Source organism: Pseudomonas sp. NFPP24 (genome assembly GCF_900112095.1).
Lineage (GTDB): Bacteria > Pseudomonadota > Gammaproteobacteria > Pseudomonadales > Pseudomonadaceae > Aquipseudomonas > Aquipseudomonas extremorientalis.
On record NZ_FOKD01000002.1, the window covers coordinates 255,497 to 272,205 of the forward strand.

The following is a 16,709-nucleotide window of genomic DNA, read 5'->3' on the forward strand; positions in this document are numbered from 1 at the left end:
CGTACCTTTGTTGCAACACCCTAGAGAGCATGAATGAACAAGCTGGCGGAAAAAGTCCAACAGGCTTTGGTGAGGGCCATCGATAACGATGACCTGGTTCTGCCGACATTGCCGGAAGTGGCCCTGAATATTCGTCAGGCCGCCGAAGACCCGGAGATCAGCATCAGCCACTTGAGCAAAGTAATCGGTCGCGACACCGCACTGTCGGCACGCCTGATCAAAGTGGTCAACAGCCCGTTGCTGCGCGCGACCCAGGAAGTCACCGACCTGCACACCGCCATCACCCGGCTGGGTACCAACTACAGTAGCAACCTGGCGATCGGCCTGGTCATGGAGCAGATCTTCCACGCGCGCTCCGACGTGGTCGAACAAAAGATGCGTGATGTGTGGCGCCGCAGCCTGGAGGTCGCGGGTGTGAGTTATGCCCTGTGTCGCAGCCATTCCCAACTCAAGCCGGACCAGGCGGCCCTTGGCGGCCTGGTGCACCAGATCGGTGTGCTGCCGATCCTGACGTACGCCGAAGACCACTATGAGCTGCTCGCCGACCCGGTCAGCCTCAACCACGTCATCGAGAGCATCCACCCGCTGCTGGGCGACAAACTGCTGGGCGTCTGGGACTTTCCGGAAATGCTGGCGAAACTGCCGGGCCAATACCTGGACCTGGAGCGCGATTCAGCCCGCCTCGACTACATCGACCTGGTACAGGTCGCCGTGCTGTATTGCCATCGCGGCACCGATCATCCTTTGGCAAACGTTGCGGTCTCCACCTTGCCGGCGATCAAGAAACTGCGGGTCGACTCTTACAGCGACGCCTTGCGCGCCGAGTTGGATGAAGCGCGCTCGATGTTCTATTGATCAACCCGCGATAAAACTCACGCGCACCTTCAAGCCGGCGTGCTCGCCATCGTGCAGGCTGATCTGCGCCAGGTGCGCCCGGCAGATTTCGCCGACGATCGCCAGCCCCAGGCCTGAGCCCATGCCCTGCTGGCTGCGCCGGTAGAAACGCTCGAACACCCGGTCCCGTTCATCCAGCGGGATGCCCGGCCCATCATCTTCCACTTCCAGCACCGCCGGCGCCGTCACCCGCAGGATCACATTGCCGCCCGGTGGCGTGTGGGCCAGGGCGTTGTCCACCAGGTTGCTCAACAACTCGTTCAACAGGGTAGGTTCGCCGCGCAGCCACACCGGCTCGTCGGCTTCCAGCGCCAATGCCACACCGCGCGCATGGGCCAGCGGTGCCATGGCCATGCCCAACTCACGGGCCAGTTGGCTGAGGTCGAGCAACTGCGCGCCGCCTTCGGCAATGGCACGCGCCCCATTTTCGATGCGCGCCAGGGACAACAGTTGATTGGCCAGATGGGTCAGACGGTCAGTGCCCTGGGCGGCGGCTTCGAGGGTGCTGCGCCAGGTGGCGGGGTCCTCGGCGCGCAAGCCCAGTTCCAGCCGGGCCTTGAGGGCTGCCAGTGGCGTGCGCAGTTCATGGGCCGCATCGGCAATGAACTGCGCCTGGCGTTCGAACTGGCCGCGCAGGCGTTCGGTGAAATGGTTGAGGGAACGCACCAATGGGCCGAACTCATGCTGCACTTCCACCAGGGGCAACGGCCGCAGGTCGTCAGGCTGACGCTCCTCCACTGCCGTACGCAGGCGCTCGAGCGGCCGCAACGCCGCACTCACGGCAAACCACACCAGCAACAGTGCGCCGACGGCGAGCATGCCCAGGCGCAGCAGGGTATCGGCCATGAGGCTGCGGGCCATGCTCACGCGCGCTTCATCGGTTTCGGCAACGCGGATTTCGGCCATGCCGTTCATGTTCGGTTCGGAAACGGCCTTGAGCAGGCTCACCACGCGTACCTGCTGGCCCTGGTAGATGGCGTCGTAGAAGCGCGCCAATGCCGGATAGTCATCGGTGCGTGGCGTACCCGGCGGTGGACCGGGAAGGTTTTCGTAGCCGGAGATCAGCTTCTGGTCGATGTCGTTGACCTGGTAGTAAATGCGCCCGGCACTGTCATAGGCAAAGGTGTCCAGGGCCACGTAGGGCACGTTGGCGCTCAGGGTGCCATCCACCTGGGTCAAGCCGGCGGCGATGGTACGCGCAGAGGCCAGCAGCGTGCGGTCGTAGGCGGTATCGGCGGCCTCGCGACCGTTCCAGTAGGCGCTCATGCCACTGGCCAGCATCAACAGCACCAGCAACAGCGCCAGGTTCCACAGCAAGCGCCAGCGCAGGCTGCTGGGCTTATGCATCGCGGGCTTCCAACAGGTAACCGAGGCCACGGAAGGTCACGATGGCGATGGGCTGGCCATCGAGTTTCTTGCGCAGGCGATGCACATAGATTTCGATGGCATCGGGGCTGGCCTCCTCGTCCAGGCCGAACACCTGGGAAGCCAGTTGTTCCTTGCTCATCACCCGGCCCGGGCGGGCAATCAGCGCTTCGAGTACGGCTTGCTCGCGGGAGGTGAGTGTCATCAGTTCACCCCCTACGGTAAAGCGCCGGGTGTCGAGGTCGTACACCAGCACGCCGCAGGCCTGCTGACGCTCTCCGCCCAGCACGCTACGCCGCAGCAGCGCCTTGACCCGCGCTTCCAACTCCGTGAGTTCGAACGGTTTGGCGAGATAGTCGTCCGCCCCAAGATTGAGGCCGTGCACGCGGTCTTTCACATCACTGCGTGCCGTCAGCATCAGCACCGGCAGATTTTTCCCACGGGCACGCAGACGTGCGAGCACCTCGAAACCATCCATGCGTGGCAGCCCCACATCGAGGATCGCCGCCGCGTACTCCTCGCTGCTCAGGGCCAGGTCCGCCGCCACGCCATCGTGCAGCACGTCAACGGTCAGACCCGTGCTCTTGAGCGCTTGCGCAACACTTTCGGCGAGTTGCAGATGGTCTTCAACCAGCAAGACACGCATGGATTGCTACCTCATTCAGGGGTGGTCGGTGCCACGCTTTGGCGGGCAGTTTACAGGCGCCGACCGGCCTGTGAAGCCCGAAAACATTGAAAGCCGACTGAAAGGTTAGTGAAAGCTTCGCCCTTTAGCATCCAGCCTCGGTGGTCTATGCCCGCCAAGCTGCCTTATCCGCAGCGCCCGAAAAACGCCTCGAAGCGTTTTCGCCAAAAATAAGAACAATAACGGAGTACACAACGATGCTGTCGACACAGCCCCAGGCCTCCTCGCCTGTTCGTTTTTCTCGCCTGACCCAGACCGCCCTCGCCAGTGCTGCTACCCTTGCCGGCTTTTCGCCGCTTAGCCAGGCTGCCTTCTTCGAAGACAGTAGCGCGACCCTGGAAACCCGCAACATGTACTTCAACCGCGACTTTCGCGATGGCACCAGCGCGCAGCAATCCAAGCGCGACGAGTGGGCCCAGGGCTTCATGCTCAACCTGCAATCGGGCTACACCGACGGCACCGTAGGCTTCGGCGTGGATGCGCTGGGCATGCTCGGGGTCAAGCTCGACTCCAGCCCCGACCGCACCGGCACCGGCCTGCTGCCCACCCATGACGATGGCCGCGCCGCCGACGAATATTCCAAGCTGGGCCTGACCGGCAAAGTGAAGATCTCGGCCACCGAGCTGAAGATCGGTTCGCTGATCCCCGAGCTGCCGATCCTCAAGCCCAACGACGGGCGCATCCTGCCGCAAACCTTCAACGGCGGCCTGATCACCTCCAGGGAGTTCAAGAACCTGGTGTTCACCGGCGGGCGCCTGGACAAAGCCAAGGACCGTGACGACACCAATTACGAGGACATTGCCCTCAACAACAAGAACAGCCGCTTCGTCAGCGGCGCCACCGGCAAGCATTTCAATTTTGGCGGGGCCGACTACAAGTTCGCCGACAAGATCACCGGCAGCTACCACTTCGCCCAACTCGACGACGTGTACCGCCAGCACTTCCTCGGCCTGGTGGCTGCGCGCCCGATGGGTCCCGGTACGTTCGGCACCGACCTGCGCCTGGCCATCAGCGATGACACTGGCGCCGCCCGTGGCGGCAAGATCGACAACACCTCCCTCAACGGCCTGTTCAGCTATGCCCTCAACGGCCACAAGCTCAGCGCCGGCTACCAGCACATGTCCGGTGACAGCGCCTTCCCCTATGTGGATGGCAGCGACCCGTACCTGATCAACTTCGTGCAGATCAACGACTTTGCCGGCGCCCAAGAGCGTTCCTGGCAGGCGCGCTACGACTACGACTTCGCCAAGCTGGGCATTCCCGGCCTGAGCTTCATGAGCCGTTACCTCTCAGGTGACAACATCAAGCTCAAGAACGGCGAGACCGGCAAGGAGTGGGAGCGCAACACCGAGATCAAGTATGTGGTGCAAGCCGGCACGTTCAAGGACGTGGCCGTGCGCCTGCGCAACGCCACGTACCGCTCCAACTACTCGGCCCGTGATGCGGACGAAGTGCGTCTGCTGGTCAGCTACAGCGTTGCACTTTGGTAAGTAGTGCCTGGTAAGCCATTCATAACAACAACGACGGAGATAACCATGACCCTTTCACTGCGTAAACTGGCCCTCGCCGCCGGCTGCATGCTGTTCGCCGGCCAACTGCTGGCCGCTGACGAACCCAAGCGCCCAGAGTGCATCGCCCCGGCCTCGCCGGGTGGTGGTTTTGACCTGACCTGCAAACTGGCGCAAAGCGCGCTGGTCAACGAGAAGCTGCTGAGCAAGCCGATGCGCGTGACCTACATGCCCGGTGGGGTGGGCGCGGTGGCCTACAACGCCGTGGTCGCCCAGCGTCCTGCGGATGCCGGCACGCTGGTGGCCTGGTCCAGCGGTTCGCTGTTGAACCTGGCCCAGGGCAAGTTCGGCCGCTTCGATGAAAGCGCCGTGCGCTGGCTCGCGGCGGTCGGCACCAGCTACGGGGCTATCGCGGTGAAAGCCGATTCGCCCTACAAAACCCTCGACGACCTCGTCAAAGCCTTGAAGAAAGATCCGGGCAGCGTGGTGATCGGTTCCGGTGGCACCGTCGGCAGCCAGGACTGGATGCAAACCGCGCTGATCGCCAAGGCTGCCGGAATCAACCCGCGCGAACTGCGTTATGTCGCCCTTGAAGGCGGCGGTGAAATTGCCACCGCTCTGCTCGGCGGCCATATCCAGGTGGGCAGTACCGACATTTCCGACTCCATGCCGCACATCCTGAGCGGCGACATGCGCCTGCTGGCGGTGTTCTCCGAACAGCGCCTGGACGAGCCGGAAATGAAGAACATTCCGACCGCCAAAGAGCAAGGCTACGACATCGTCTGGCCAGTGGTGCGTGGCTTCTACCTCGGGCCAAAAGTCAGCGATGCCGACTACGCCTGGTGGAAAGAGGCGTTCGACAAACTGCTGGCCTCCGAGGAGTTCGCCAAGCTGCGTGACCAACGCGAGCTGTTCCCGTTCGCCATGACCGGGCCGGAACTGGACACCTACGTGAAGAAACAGGTGGCTGACTACAAAGTGCTGGCCAAAGAGTTTGGCCTGATCCAGTAATCGCCCCTCTTTTGTGCGGCCACGCCCTTTAGCCAAGCGGCGTGGCCCAGGAGTTCCACATGCTCTTACAACGCATTTTCGCCGCCGCGCTGCTGCTGGCCTGCGCCGGCCTGGCGCTGATGGCCTGGCCGTACCAGGCGTCGTTTTCCTACGAGCCGGTGGGGCCGCGTGCCTACCCGCTGCTGATGCTCGGGCTGATGAGTCTGGCACTGATCTACATGCTGTTTCGTCCACAGCCGACCAAACACACCGAAGAAGAACCCGCGCTGGACCGCGAAACCCTGATCAAGATCGGCGTGTGCGTCGCGCTGTTGATCGTGTTCGCCGGCACCTTCGAACCCCTGGGCTTCATCCTCAGCAGCATGCTGATCGGCATCCCCATGGCGCGCTTGTACGGTGGTCGCTGGTTGCCCAGCGTGGTGATCGTCACGTTGATGGCCATCGGCTTGTACCTGCTGTTCGACAAAGCCATGGATGTACCGCTGCCCCTCGGCCTGCTCGACGTTCTGGAGAACTGACATGGATACTTTCGGCTACCTGGGCCAGGGCTTCGGCGTTGCACTGTCCCCTTACAACCTGGTGACCGCGTTGTGCGGCACCCTGATCGGCACCGTGGTCGGCCTGTTGCCGGGCCTGGGCCCGATCAACGGCGTGGCGCTGTTGATCCCCATCGCCTTCGCCCTGGGCCTGCCGCCGGAATCGGCGCTGATCCTGCTGGCAGCCGTGTACCTGGGCTGCGAATACGGTGGGCGCATCAGCTCGATCCTGCTGAACATCCCGGGCGAAGCGTCCACCGTGATGACCACTCTCGACGGCTACCCCATGGCCCGCAAAGGCCTCGCCGGTGTGGCGCTGTCGCTGTCGGCCTGGAGTTCGTTCATCGGCGCGTTTATCGCCACCTGCGGCATGGTGCTGTTTGCGCCGTTGCTGGCCAAATGGGCGATTGCCTTCGGCCCGGCGGAATATTTCGTACTGATGGTGTTCGCAATTGTCTGTCTCGGCGGCATGGCTGGCGACAAACCGCTGAAGACTTTTGTGGCAGCACTGATCGGCCTGTTCCTCTCGGCGGTCGGCATCGACGCCAACAGCGGTGTGTATCGCTTCACCGGCGACAACATCCACCTCACCGACGGCATCCAGTTCGTCGTGCTGGTACTGGGCCTGTTCTCCATCAGCGAGATCCTGTTGCTGCTGGAGAAAACCCACCGTGGGCAGGAGGCAGTCAAAGCCACCGGGCGCATGATGTTCAACCTGAAAGAAGCGGGCGCGGTCTTCGTGGTGAATATCCGCTGCGGCCTGCTCGGCTTCATCATGGGCGTATTGCCGGGTGCCGGCGCTACCTTGGCCTCGGCCGTTGCCTACATGACCGAAAAACGCCTGGCCGGTGCCAGCGGTAAATTCGGCCAGGGCGACATGCGCGGCCTCGCCGCTCCGGAAACCGCCATCGGCGCGTCCGCCTGCGGTGCCCTGGTGCCGATGCTGACCCTCGGCGTCCCCGGTTCGGGCACCACCGCGGTGATGATCGGCGCACTGTCGCTGTACAACATCACCCCGGGCCCGCTGCTGTTCCAACAGCAACCGGACATCGTCTGGGGCCTGATCGCCTCGTTGTTCATCGCCAACATCATGCTGGTGATCCTCAACATCCCGATGATCCGCATCTTCACGCGCATCCTCGCCGTGCCGAACTGGGCGCTGGTACCGGTGATCGCAATCATCACCGCCATCGGGGTATACGCGGTGCACGCCACCACCTTCGACCTGTTCCTGATGGTCGGTATCGGCATCTTCGGCTACATCCTGCGCAAGCTCGACTTCCCGCTGTCGCCGGTGCTGCTGGGTTTTATCCTTGGCGGCCTGATGGAGCAGAACCTGCGCCGTGCGCTGTCGATCTCCAACGGTGACTTGCAGATCCTGTGGTCGAGCCCGATCACCTTTGGTGTGTGGGTACTGACCGCGCTGATGCTGGCTTTCCCGTTGCTGCGCATCTACCGTAAACGTGCCCTGCAGCGTCGTGCCGTGGCCGATGTCTGAGGTCACCTTTAAACATTGGTGGGGCACACCGCTGGTCGGCCTGGCCGGCGGATTCCTGGCCAGCCTGGTCGGCTGGCCTTTGCCGTACATGGTCGGTTCGCTGCTGGCGATCATCCTGGTGCGCTGCCTCACGCCGTGGCAGCTGGCGGAGATTCCCGGCGGGCGCAAATGCGGCCAATGGGTGGTGGGCATCGGAATCGGCCTGCACTTCACCCCGGTGGTGATCGAACAGGTGATGAGCCACTTCGGGCTGATCTTCTTCGGCGCACTGGTCACCAGCCTGTCGAGCGTGGTGGGCGTGTGGTTGATGCGCCGTAGCGGTGAAGACCGCGCCACGGCGTTCTTCTCGAGCATGCCCGGCGGTTCCGGTGAGATGGTCAACCTCGGCGCGCGTAATGGTGCGGTGCTCAGCCGTGTTGCGGCAGGGCAGAGTCTGCGGGTGCTGATGGTGGTGTTGTGTGTGCCGGCGATTTTCAAGTACTTGCTGGAAGGCGGTACACCGCAGTTTCATCCGGCGCCGGTGAACTGGCCGTGGCTGCTGGCGCTGTTTCCGCTGGGCGCCTTGGTCGCCTGGGGTTGGCAGCGCTTGCGCCAGCCCAACCCTTGGTTGTTCGGGCCGTTGCTGGTGAGTGCCACAGCCAGCGTGGTCTGGGACCTGCATATCGGCCTGCCCGATGGCGGCAGCCAGATTGGCCAGTGGTTGATCGGTAGTGGCCTGGGTTGCCACTTCAACCGGCAGTTCTTTCGTCGGGCGCCGTCGTTCATGGGGCGCACCTTGATTGGCACCGCGTTGACCATGGCGCTGGCGACGTTGGCGGCGGTGGGGCTGAGTGCAGTGACTCACTTGGATTTACGCTCGCTGACCCTGGGCATGATGCCCGGTGGCATTGCCGAGATGAGTCTCACGGCCGAGACCCTGCAACTGTCGGTACCGTTGGTGACGGCGATGCAGGTGATGCGGTTGTTGTTTGTGCTGTTTCTGGCGGAGCCGTTGTTCAGGCACTGGAACCGGCAACCGTAATCCACCTGTTTCAAGTAGCCCGTCCTGGGCCGCTACCGCTGGTCGGCACTGTCATTTCTCACAGCTTGTCGCCGCACTGCCCCTGGCTTTGAATGAAATCCGAACTCCCCGCATGCGCGATGAGCCAGCGTTCTATTTCAATCAGGGATCACGATCATGACAACCGTTACCGGTACACCAATCACAACCAACTTCGGCACTCCCAAAACGCAGGATGAAGAGGTCTACGAATTCGACCTCAGCAAACCCGAGCATATCCCCCCTGTCGCGTTCGAAGAATTATCATTAAATATACCCGGCCTCAGGCAGCCCTATACTGAGTACGATGGCGGGATCAATAAAGCAGCGAAAAATCTCCACCCTGAAAAAGGTCTCTTGTGTATTCTGAATCCATACTTGGATATGATAGAAAATGATTTCGTCGAGCTGTTCTTCGGAAGTGCTATTGAGCCAGCTGCCTTTACGACAGTTTCTGCTACCCAAGCTTCGGCGGGGTTATCGATTTCCTTGTATGTGTCACTCGCATGGCTTGAATACGGTCCCGTTTTTCCCTGTTTTTTCAGGGTCACGCGCGCTGGCGGAGGCGACGCGGAGACGAAAAAATTCAGGTTCTTTGTTGACGATGTTGAACCTGCCGGGCCCAACCCAGACGATGCAACTTATCACGACTATATAACTGCACCGCAATTGGAGAAACACATCATCGAAAATGGCGTGCAGCCAGAAGATGCTCAGATGGGTGTCAAGATACAGATCCACAAGTACCCAAATAGACAAGGTCTGAACCCGCTTTATGATTGGGCCGCACAAGATACAATTTGGCTGAGACTCAACGGCCATGTTGTGAGACACGAAGTAACAGAGGACGAAGCGAAAGGTACGGCCCCAATCACCATCACCGTCTACGATGCCAAATGGAAAGAAGTCGGCTACGGCGCCGTGATCATTCAACATTATGTGATAGACAAAGCTGGGAATAAAACAGTTTCCCCCTCCCCGCTGACAATTGTCGAGTCTTTTGTCGGCAACCCACATCCTCTTTTAGCTCCACCTTTTATCGCTGAGGTTAACGATGAAGGGAAGGTAGATATTGGCCTACTGGACGGTGAAGATGCGACCATCGTTATTAATGTCCCTGGCAACGACTTCCTAAAATTCGATGTAATAAAAGTAATTGCAGTGGGATATACCGCCGCAGGAACCCGTGTCGAAAAGGAATATACCGGCACCATCGACTCAGTCTTTACTAACAAGTATATTTCCCTGCCTTTCAAGGATTTAGAAACACTGGTCGGCGGAACCCTGCGTATTCACTTCGAACGTATGCGCGAAGGGGTCACACCTCATCGTCGTTCGAGAGTCAATGTATATGACATCATTGGCCACGCGATCCCGGTCGAGCTTCCTCCGGCGATAATTCTTCAGGCACCAGATGGCAATATACCGGCAGACTCTGCATCGATTACCGTCTGGATCAATCACTATCCAGGACAAGACCCGTCCGACGCGGTGATGTTGATTTTAATTGGGACCTACGCTAATGGAGCCGGTTACTATCGAGAAGTAGGGCCGCGACCCGCCGGAACAGGCAACATTATCTTCAACATCACAAACGGTCCCAACGGCGACATTGCCGGTCTTGAAGGAGGCACACTGGACGTTCATTACTCAGTCACGAATGAGGCCGGAACTCGTCCGTCCGAACCTGCCACCTTTGATGTAGGCGAACTTGTCCCTTCATTTGATCCTGTTGAGATTGAGGAGGCCCCGAAACCAGATTATGTGTTTGATCCATCCGTGAGCCTTTTTGGTGCAACCGTTTTTGTCAAGCGCAACTCGGCCTTTACTCAAGGCAGTACCGTTACATTGCATTTTGAAGGTTCGGCAGCGGGTGGCAGCACCACTAAACCTTTCCTCATTATTCCCATCTGGGTGGGGAGAGACCTATACTTCGATATCGAACGTTCTGTCGTGGTAAAAAACCTCGACAAATCAGCCAGGCTTTATTACACACTGACCAAGGCAAATGAACGTACGCGTATTTCCCATGCAGTGGATATGCGAGTTGGGGCGCCGCTGAATCTTCCAGTGCCGCAAATATTGGAGTCGACTGTTATAGAGCAAGGCAAAAGTGCGACGATGAATCCTGTTCACGTGCTAAATCCACCCGTAGCTACGTATCGCGTGCGTTATAAAATGCTCAACAGCGACCTGATTCAACCCTATTTTACAGGCAAGCCAGGTTTGGGAACGCCGACGATTACGCCGAAGTATGGAAACGCGGCGGATGGTTTTGTTGACTTTCAGATAAGCAATTCAGTGATCGCCGCCAACTTGGAAAGACACGTTATCGTACAATACAGGGTAACTCGGGGAAATGCGAAGTTACTGTCAGACCCATTGGACCTGGAAATACAAGCACTCCCTAACTCCGCCGCGAACGTGGTGAGCATTCCCCAAGCGTCAGGAGGTCAAGTCGACGCCAATACTGCCAACACGGTACAAGTGCTCGAATACCCCTTTATGCAGCGAGGTCAGCCCGTTTGGATATCTTTTGAGCATGATGATGGAACACCGGATTATCTGGTGCGTGACGGCGACCCGGTAACGCTCACAGAGTACAACTCCAGAAAAATCGTCACCTCTATCCCCAACGACTACCTGAAATCACGCCCAAATGGGAGCCTCCTTCGCATTAAAACACAGGTCTCAATGGATGGACTCAATAGCCAAAACTCTACCGTGCGCTTGTATGCACCACCCTACAGTATTAAAAGACAGGCGGGGATTGTTGCTCACATTGATGTAGGTGCAACCCCTAGGAGATTGGTACTCAGCCCAGATGGAAGCAGGGTCTACGTGACCAACCATGATTCTCACACCATCTCGGTAATCTCAACAGCCTCCCACAAGGTAATTCACACCATCACTGGATTAAACAGGCCCTATGCAATCACTGTAAGTCCAGATGGCGGAAGATTGTACGTGTGCAACTTAGGTTCACAACGTGTAACAGTCATCAACACGACCAACTATGCCTTCATCAATCAGATACCGGGGTTTGCCGCCCCCTATTCTATTCTATTGAACAAAGATGGCTCACGCCTATATGTGTCCTGTAATGCTTCACACGCTGTGTATACCCATGACGCGCTCGATGGCAGGCGCCTACATACGTTATCAGGGTATACCAACGCTGCCGGGCTGGCTTTCAACCCAAGCCAAACCCGACTTTATGCAGGCACCAGAAACACACTTTTTGTTATTGACCCACAGTCCAATGCCGCAGTAGCATCAATTTCAGGATTCACTAACCCTCGAGACATGGCTTATAGTCCGCACAACACCAGCACAAACCCTACGCTGTACGTGGCTAATAGCAGCGGCGCGAGTGTTCATATAATTAATGCGGGCTCCAATACCAGACGCAGTATCCTTTCCGATTTTTCCAATCCATTCGGCATCGTCATGCACCCTACCCAGCCACTCGCCTATGTTACCGACTACAATAATAATACGGTAAAAATAATAGATACCATTCAGGAAAGGGTGATCGATGCCATCTCGGGGTTCAATGGTCCCTACGGAGTGGCTATCAGCAATGACGGTTCCACCCTTTATGTGATCAATGGCGTGGGTGGCACAGTAGCGGTTTTAAACACCTGAGTTTTAATCACCCAGAAACAAAATGCCCCGTGCGTTACAGCCCGGGGCATTTTTCATTTATGCGCTCTCAAAAGTCATACCGCACCCCCACATTCACCCCCCACGGCTGGTCAACGCTCTTGCCCATGCTGCGCTCTACATCGGCGTGGACCTTCCAGTTCTTCGACACGGCCATGGCCAGTCCGGCTGCCATTTCAACCCGGGTACCCGACAGGTCGTTGTTGAAGCTGTTGCCGTTCACCGACACCTTGTTGCTCTGGTTGAACTCATGGGCAACGGCAGTCCGCAAGTACGGCTGCAGCACACTGCCTCCGTCCAGTTGGATGTCACGCCCGGCGGTCACACCGGCCTTGCCCACCACCGAAGCGGTACGCGCGCCCTTGGCTTGCAGGCCATTATCCAGCTCGTAGCTCTGGCGCTGGATGATCGCCGTGGCCAATTGGCCGTAAGGTTCCACGAAGAAGCCGTCGTCCAGCTTGATGTGGCGGCCCACTTCGGCCGAGGCGGTTACCGCATTCTGCGTGTAGTTGCCCTTGGCTTTCTTACCGTCACTCATTGCCACGTTGGACTCGTTGTGCAAGCGGTTGAACTTGAGCACGCCATCGAAGTAGAAGCCGCTCTCAGCGTCCAGCCACGTGGCGTAACCACCGGCGTAGTAGCTGTTGACGGTGGCTTTGCTGCCACGGTTCAGGTCCAGGTCGGAGGTGCTGTGACCGGCCAGGAAGCCTGCCAGCCATTGGCCGTCGCCGCCGGACAACGGTACGTCGGCACCCAGGGTGAAGCCACGCTGGACCTGGTTGTACTGCACACCTTTATCGCGGTTGTTCACTTCAAACTTGTTGCCGTACGTACGGCTCCACAAGCCGCTGGACTTGCCATCGCTGTGACGCAACTCCCCCATGCGGGTACGCAGGTTGGTCATTTCACCGTAGAGCACGCTCGGCGCTGCGTTGGCCAGAGCCAGAACGGAGTGGGTACTCGGGCTGATGACCTTGCTGTCCGGGTCCAGCAGCCAGTCTTTGCCTTCGTTGTCGTTGACCAGGCTGTAGGAGTAGGTCCCCACGTCCACGCGTTCACCCAGCAGGCTGAACTTGGCACCGCCATCTGCGGTGTGTACCACGTGCAGGCGGTCATCGCTCAAGGGGTCGGCACCGCTGCTGGCGATCAGCAGTTTGTGGTCACCCGACGACGTCCCGGTGACGTTAAGGAAGTCACCGGTCAAGGTGGAGAAATCCGCCGTCATGATGAAGGTGCCGTTGCCCGACAGGTTTTCCACGTCCAGTTGATAGAACACGCCCGGGTCGCCGAACTTGACGTTGCCGCCGCTCAGGGACAGGTCGCCCACTTGCTGGTTGTCGACCATCACCCAGGTCGCGTCGCTGTTGATCGCCAGCTTGTCGACGTTCTCCAGGCGACCAGTGAGGATCGAGCCGTTGCTCAGGCCAACGCTGGCGCTGCCGCCGTTGTTGATCACGTCGCCGTTCATGATGGCGTGGTCGAGGCTCAGGTCCAGGGCGCTGCCGGTGCCCACTTGGATGTTGCCGGTCAGGGCGCTGTTGTTGACGCGCATGTTGGCGTTGCCGCCCCCCGTCAGCTCGAGCATGTTGCCGTTGCCGCCGACCAGGGTGGAGCCATTGCGCACGTCGATTTCAGCAGTGAACGGTCGCTCTACGCTGATTGCCGGACCATTGAGCCCAACCACCCGCGAACCGTCCAGGGTCAATTGAGGCGTCGCAGGCACGGTCAGGCTTTCACCCGTCATTACCACGCCACTGGTAGCCCCTGTAATTTCACTGCCGGTCGCAATCGCCGCCCCCCCCTGCAGCACCAGGCCCTGCTGGCTTTGCCCTGTCAACGTAGAGTTATTCAGTTCCAGCAGGCTATGGGAGGTGACGTTGGCTCCCCAGGTCGCACCGATGACTTCGCTGCCATTGACCTGTGCGTAGGAACCAGTCGTCGTGCCCGTCTGGCGAGCCACGTTCAAGCCGCCGCTGAAATGGCTGGTAATCTTTGTGCCGGTGATGACTGCGTTCGAGTTGGCCAGGGTAATCGCCGCCTGGGAGGCGTGTGCCGAGGTCACGGTGGCACCGGTCATGGTCAGATTGGAGCCGGTCGTAGCACGGATTTCCTTGACCGTCGCGCCGTCGTGGACAGTGAGCGTCGCACCGTTCCGGGCAATGTAGTCGGTAGCGCCTGTACCGGGATAGACGTCATGTTTGCCGCTACCGACGTTACCGTCTACGACGATCGCGGAGAGCGCTTGCTCGCTCAGTAGGTAGAGCGGAGCAACCGCCATGAGTTTGATGATTGACGATAAACGCGACAAGCGAAAACGATGGGAAGCAATAGAAGTCATGCCATGTAGCCTCAGAAGTAAATACCAGTTCGAATCCGGATCCCGTATCGAATAGGTTTCCGTTTTCTTCGGCGCAGAGACTAAAGACCTGACTTCCCGAGTCCTGTAGGACTTTCCTTAAGGTCACACAGGTAGCGACTAAAGGTCATTACACAAAAAAGCCTCACCCTTTCAATCAGAAAGGATGAGGCTTCATCGTTGCTTCAAAGCGTACCGCTGCGACGTGACGCCCCCGGAACGCAACTACCCGGCACACCACCGCCAGTACCGACGAGGTCCCAGGCCGCCCTGACCTCATCGGAGATGCCCCTATCGCCTGTCGAGGGGCGATAAAGTTTCCAGCGCACGCCGACATAGCCTCGACCTGTAGTACCCGTGTGGTCTTCGAACCAGGCTCTCAAATCCATTGGCACAACCAGACCAAGATTGACATCTGAACTGTTGAGTTTGAACCACGCACTCTCTATGGGCGGACCGACAGGCACACCGATCGGTGCAGTAGGTAGGACATACACATACCTGACCGCCTCAATCATCACTTCATCGCCGATCTGGAGCAATCCAGGATCCAGGACCTGGATGGGCACACCCATCCAAGGACTTCTTGTGCAATTGATGTAGTAGCTGAAGTTCGTCTGGCCGGTAACAGGCTGGGCGTTACTAAAGATCGCATCGGCCAGGCCGCTTAGATTGAAGACTTCTACGACGACGTCTCGATGTGGCGAATGTTTGTAATTGACCGCATCACGGATGAGGCAGAAAAGGGGAATAGTACCGTTCCCCGTCACATCGATGTCATCCCAGTCCACGGTAACCGTCACGATAAACCCTGGGGCTTCGGCCCCCGTCACAGGATAGGTGGCGACAACATTGCCCGCATAGACAAAGTCAATGAAATCACCTGTCTCCAGGCCGGGTGGCAACAAGAAGGTTGCGGTGGCATCAAATCCACGGTCTTTTTCCGAGAGACGATTGAGTGGCCTTGGCAGCGGTCCTCCGCCAATCAGATCAGGCTTGGCCAGGTTGGAGTCTACCGGGCCTGGGTCCGGGTTGGTGACGCCCGGCTCACGCAGGTCGACGTCTACCTGCGTGTCTGGCCCTGGGTAAGTGCTACCGTCCTCGCGTTCAACGGTGAGTTTAATGTCCGCAGTGTAAAAGTCCCCACCTGCCGCAATGGCCGCAAACTCTGCGGGAATGTCCAGCGGGAAGACGCCCATGCCGATGCGTTCCCGGTAGATCACATCCGCTCCCCAGCGAACCACCAAGAAATCGGAGGGCAGATGGCCGGTAAGGTTTGCCAGGCGCACCGTCGCACCGTTGCGGGCTTCCTCTTTATCGATGAGAGGAGCTTCCAACACCGAGACAGCACCGAATTGCGGTGGATCGTTGAGTCTGACCCGCACATAAGCCGCAAGGGAGAGGACTGTGGCGTTACCAGAACGATCCTCCAGGATGTACTGCACGGGGATTTCGCCTGACTTTGCCAGGATCATCGCGGGGGGAATGGTCCCCGTAATGGCTCCTGTCAACGGAACTTTATTCTCCAGCGGGTGTGCGATCGTCCCGACATGAACCCTATAAATATCTCCCCCGCGACGATCGGCAGGATCAGGAATAGTGAATTCCAGACCGTCTTTTCCGTCCAAGTCGGCAGGAGTCAGTTCCGAACCGTAATCTTCCAGTGTGATCAAACCAGGTTGGTTGTTGTAGTTAGGGTCCTGCTTATCCACATAGACCCGGATGATGTTGTAGTCAACGTCATTGGCGCCGAAATTGACTACATGCACCTGGATGTCCTTGATGCCATGAGTCTGCAACGCGGATTTAGGCCCTAGATCCACCATCACAGGGTCTGTCAGAGCGTCTGTGCGGTCATAGGTCCTGATCTCTATAGGCCTGCCGTTAACGAATACGGTGAGTGTTTCAAAGAGATTGAGAAAGCCACTCCGATCCCACAGCCGGATGGACAGCACCACGCCCCGCAGTTGCATGTCCCTGTCCACAATATTCTTATGTGAGTCCCCAGGAATAGCGGGTAACAACCCGTCGATCAAAGGGGCAGGCTCAAGTGTGGGATCAATGACGGGGTCTTCCCAATCTTCCATGGGAAACTGCGGTTGCGCGGACGTTTTTTTATTGATGATGTTTTGGGGCTTGTTGGACATGGTG

The 16,709-nt window shown here is 58.8% G+C and carries 11 protein-coding genes; 7 read left to right on the forward strand and 4 right to left on the reverse strand.

Annotated features, from left to right (window positions below; all coding sequences use genetic code 11):
• Positions 1–33 precede the first annotated feature (33 nt).
• Positions 34–855, forward strand: a complete 822-nt coding sequence (locus BM026_RS04915; protein ID WP_093527569.1) for an HDOD domain-containing protein — start codon at positions 34–36, stop codon at positions 853–855.
• On the opposite strand, the gene BM026_RS04920 is transcribed toward BM026_RS04915, so the two are convergent.
• A complete protein-coding gene (locus BM026_RS04920; protein WP_071488929.1) occupies positions 856–2,241 on the reverse strand; it encodes a sensor histidine kinase in 1,386 nt (461 codons plus the stop codon).
• Positions 2,234–2,905, reverse strand: a complete 672-nt coding sequence (locus tag BM026_RS04925; protein WP_010212220.1) for a response regulator — start codon at positions 2,903–2,905, stop codon at positions 2,234–2,236. The genes BM026_RS04920 and BM026_RS04925 overlap by 8 nt, the downstream gene beginning before the upstream one ends.
• Positions 2,906–3,141: 236 nt before the next feature.
• On the opposite strand from BM026_RS04925, the gene BM026_RS04930 reads away from it, so the two are divergent.
• The 6 genes from BM026_RS04930 (at position 3,142) to BM026_RS04955 (ending at position 12,184) form a co-directional block, all read left to right on the forward strand.
• Positions 3,142–4,434: an OprD family porin gene (locus tag BM026_RS04930; protein ID WP_092247198.1), complete on the forward strand. Its 1,293-nt coding sequence runs from the start codon at positions 3,142–3,144 to the stop codon at positions 4,432–4,434.
• 39 nt (positions 4,435–4,473) lie between these two features.
• A complete protein-coding gene (locus BM026_RS04935; protein ID WP_170856104.1) occupies positions 4,474–5,463 on the forward strand; it encodes a Bug family tripartite tricarboxylate transporter substrate binding protein in 990 nt (329 codons plus the stop codon).
• 59 nt (positions 5,464–5,522) lie between these two features.
• Positions 5,523–5,981, forward strand: coding sequence for a tripartite tricarboxylate transporter TctB family protein (locus BM026_RS04940; protein WP_071488927.1), 459 nt, complete (start codon positions 5,523–5,525; stop codon positions 5,979–5,981).
• Between the two features lies 1 nt (position 5,982).
• Entirely contained in the window at positions 5,983–7,497 is a 1,515-nt protein-coding gene (locus BM026_RS04945; protein WP_092247192.1) for a tripartite tricarboxylate transporter permease, read from the forward strand.
• Positions 7,490–8,518, forward strand: a complete 1,029-nt coding sequence (locus BM026_RS04950; protein WP_093512079.1) for an AbrB family transcriptional regulator — start codon at positions 7,490–7,492, stop codon at positions 8,516–8,518. The genes BM026_RS04945 and BM026_RS04950 overlap by 8 nt, the downstream gene beginning before the upstream one ends.
• 156 nt (positions 8,519–8,674) lie before the next feature.
• Complete coding sequence (locus BM026_RS04955) at positions 8,675–12,184, forward strand: YncE family protein (RefSeq protein WP_093512081.1); 3,510 nt, start codon at positions 8,675–8,677, stop codon at positions 12,182–12,184.
• A gap of 67 nt (positions 12,185–12,251) precedes the next feature.
• Here BM026_RS04955 and BM026_RS04960 read toward each other — a convergent pair whose 3' ends face one another.
• Positions 12,252–14,540: an autotransporter outer membrane beta-barrel domain-containing protein gene (locus tag BM026_RS04960; RefSeq protein ID WP_093512083.1), complete on the reverse strand. Its 2,289-nt coding sequence runs from the start codon at positions 14,538–14,540 to the stop codon at positions 12,252–12,254.
• Between the two features lie 203 nt (positions 14,541–14,743).
• Positions 14,744–16,705, reverse strand: a complete 1,962-nt coding sequence (locus BM026_RS04965) for a hypothetical protein (protein WP_093512085.1) — start codon at positions 16,703–16,705, stop codon at positions 14,744–14,746.
• Between the last annotated feature and the right edge of the window lie 4 nt (positions 16,706–16,709).

Excerpts from the sequence above, each read along its gene's own strand:
- BM026_RS04915 (WP_093527569.1), top strand. The coding sequence starts at position 34 with ATGAACAAGCTGGCGGAAAAAGTCCAACAGGCTTTGGTGAGGGCCATC.
- BM026_RS04920 (WP_071488929.1), bottom strand. The coding sequence starts at position 2,241 with ATGCATAAGCCCAGCAGCCTGCGCTGGCGCTTGCTGTGGAACCTGGCG.
- BM026_RS04925 (WP_010212220.1), bottom strand. The coding sequence starts at position 2,905 with ATGCGTGTCTTGCTGGTTGAAGACCATCTGCAACTCGCCGAAAGTGTT.
- BM026_RS04930 (WP_092247198.1), top strand. The coding sequence starts at position 3,142 with ATGCTGTCGACACAGCCCCAGGCCTCCTCGCCTGTTCGTTTTTCTCGC.
- BM026_RS04940 (WP_071488927.1), top strand. The coding sequence starts at position 5,523 with ATGCTCTTACAACGCATTTTCGCCGCCGCGCTGCTGCTGGCCTGCGCC.
- BM026_RS04945 (WP_092247192.1), top strand. The coding sequence starts at position 5,983 with ATGGATACTTTCGGCTACCTGGGCCAGGGCTTCGGCGTTGCACTGTCC.
- BM026_RS04950 (WP_093512079.1), top strand. The coding sequence starts at position 7,490 with ATGTCTGAGGTCACCTTTAAACATTGGTGGGGCACACCGCTGGTCGGC.
- BM026_RS04955 (WP_093512081.1), top strand. The coding sequence starts at position 8,675 with ATGACAACCGTTACCGGTACACCAATCACAACCAACTTCGGCACTCCC.
- BM026_RS04960 (WP_093512083.1), bottom strand. The coding sequence starts at position 14,540 with ATGACTTCTATTGCTTCCCATCGTTTTCGCTTGTCGCGTTTATCGTCA.
- BM026_RS04965 (WP_093512085.1), bottom strand. The coding sequence starts at position 16,705 with ATGTCCAACAAGCCCCAAAACATCATCAATAAAAAAACGTCCGCGCAA.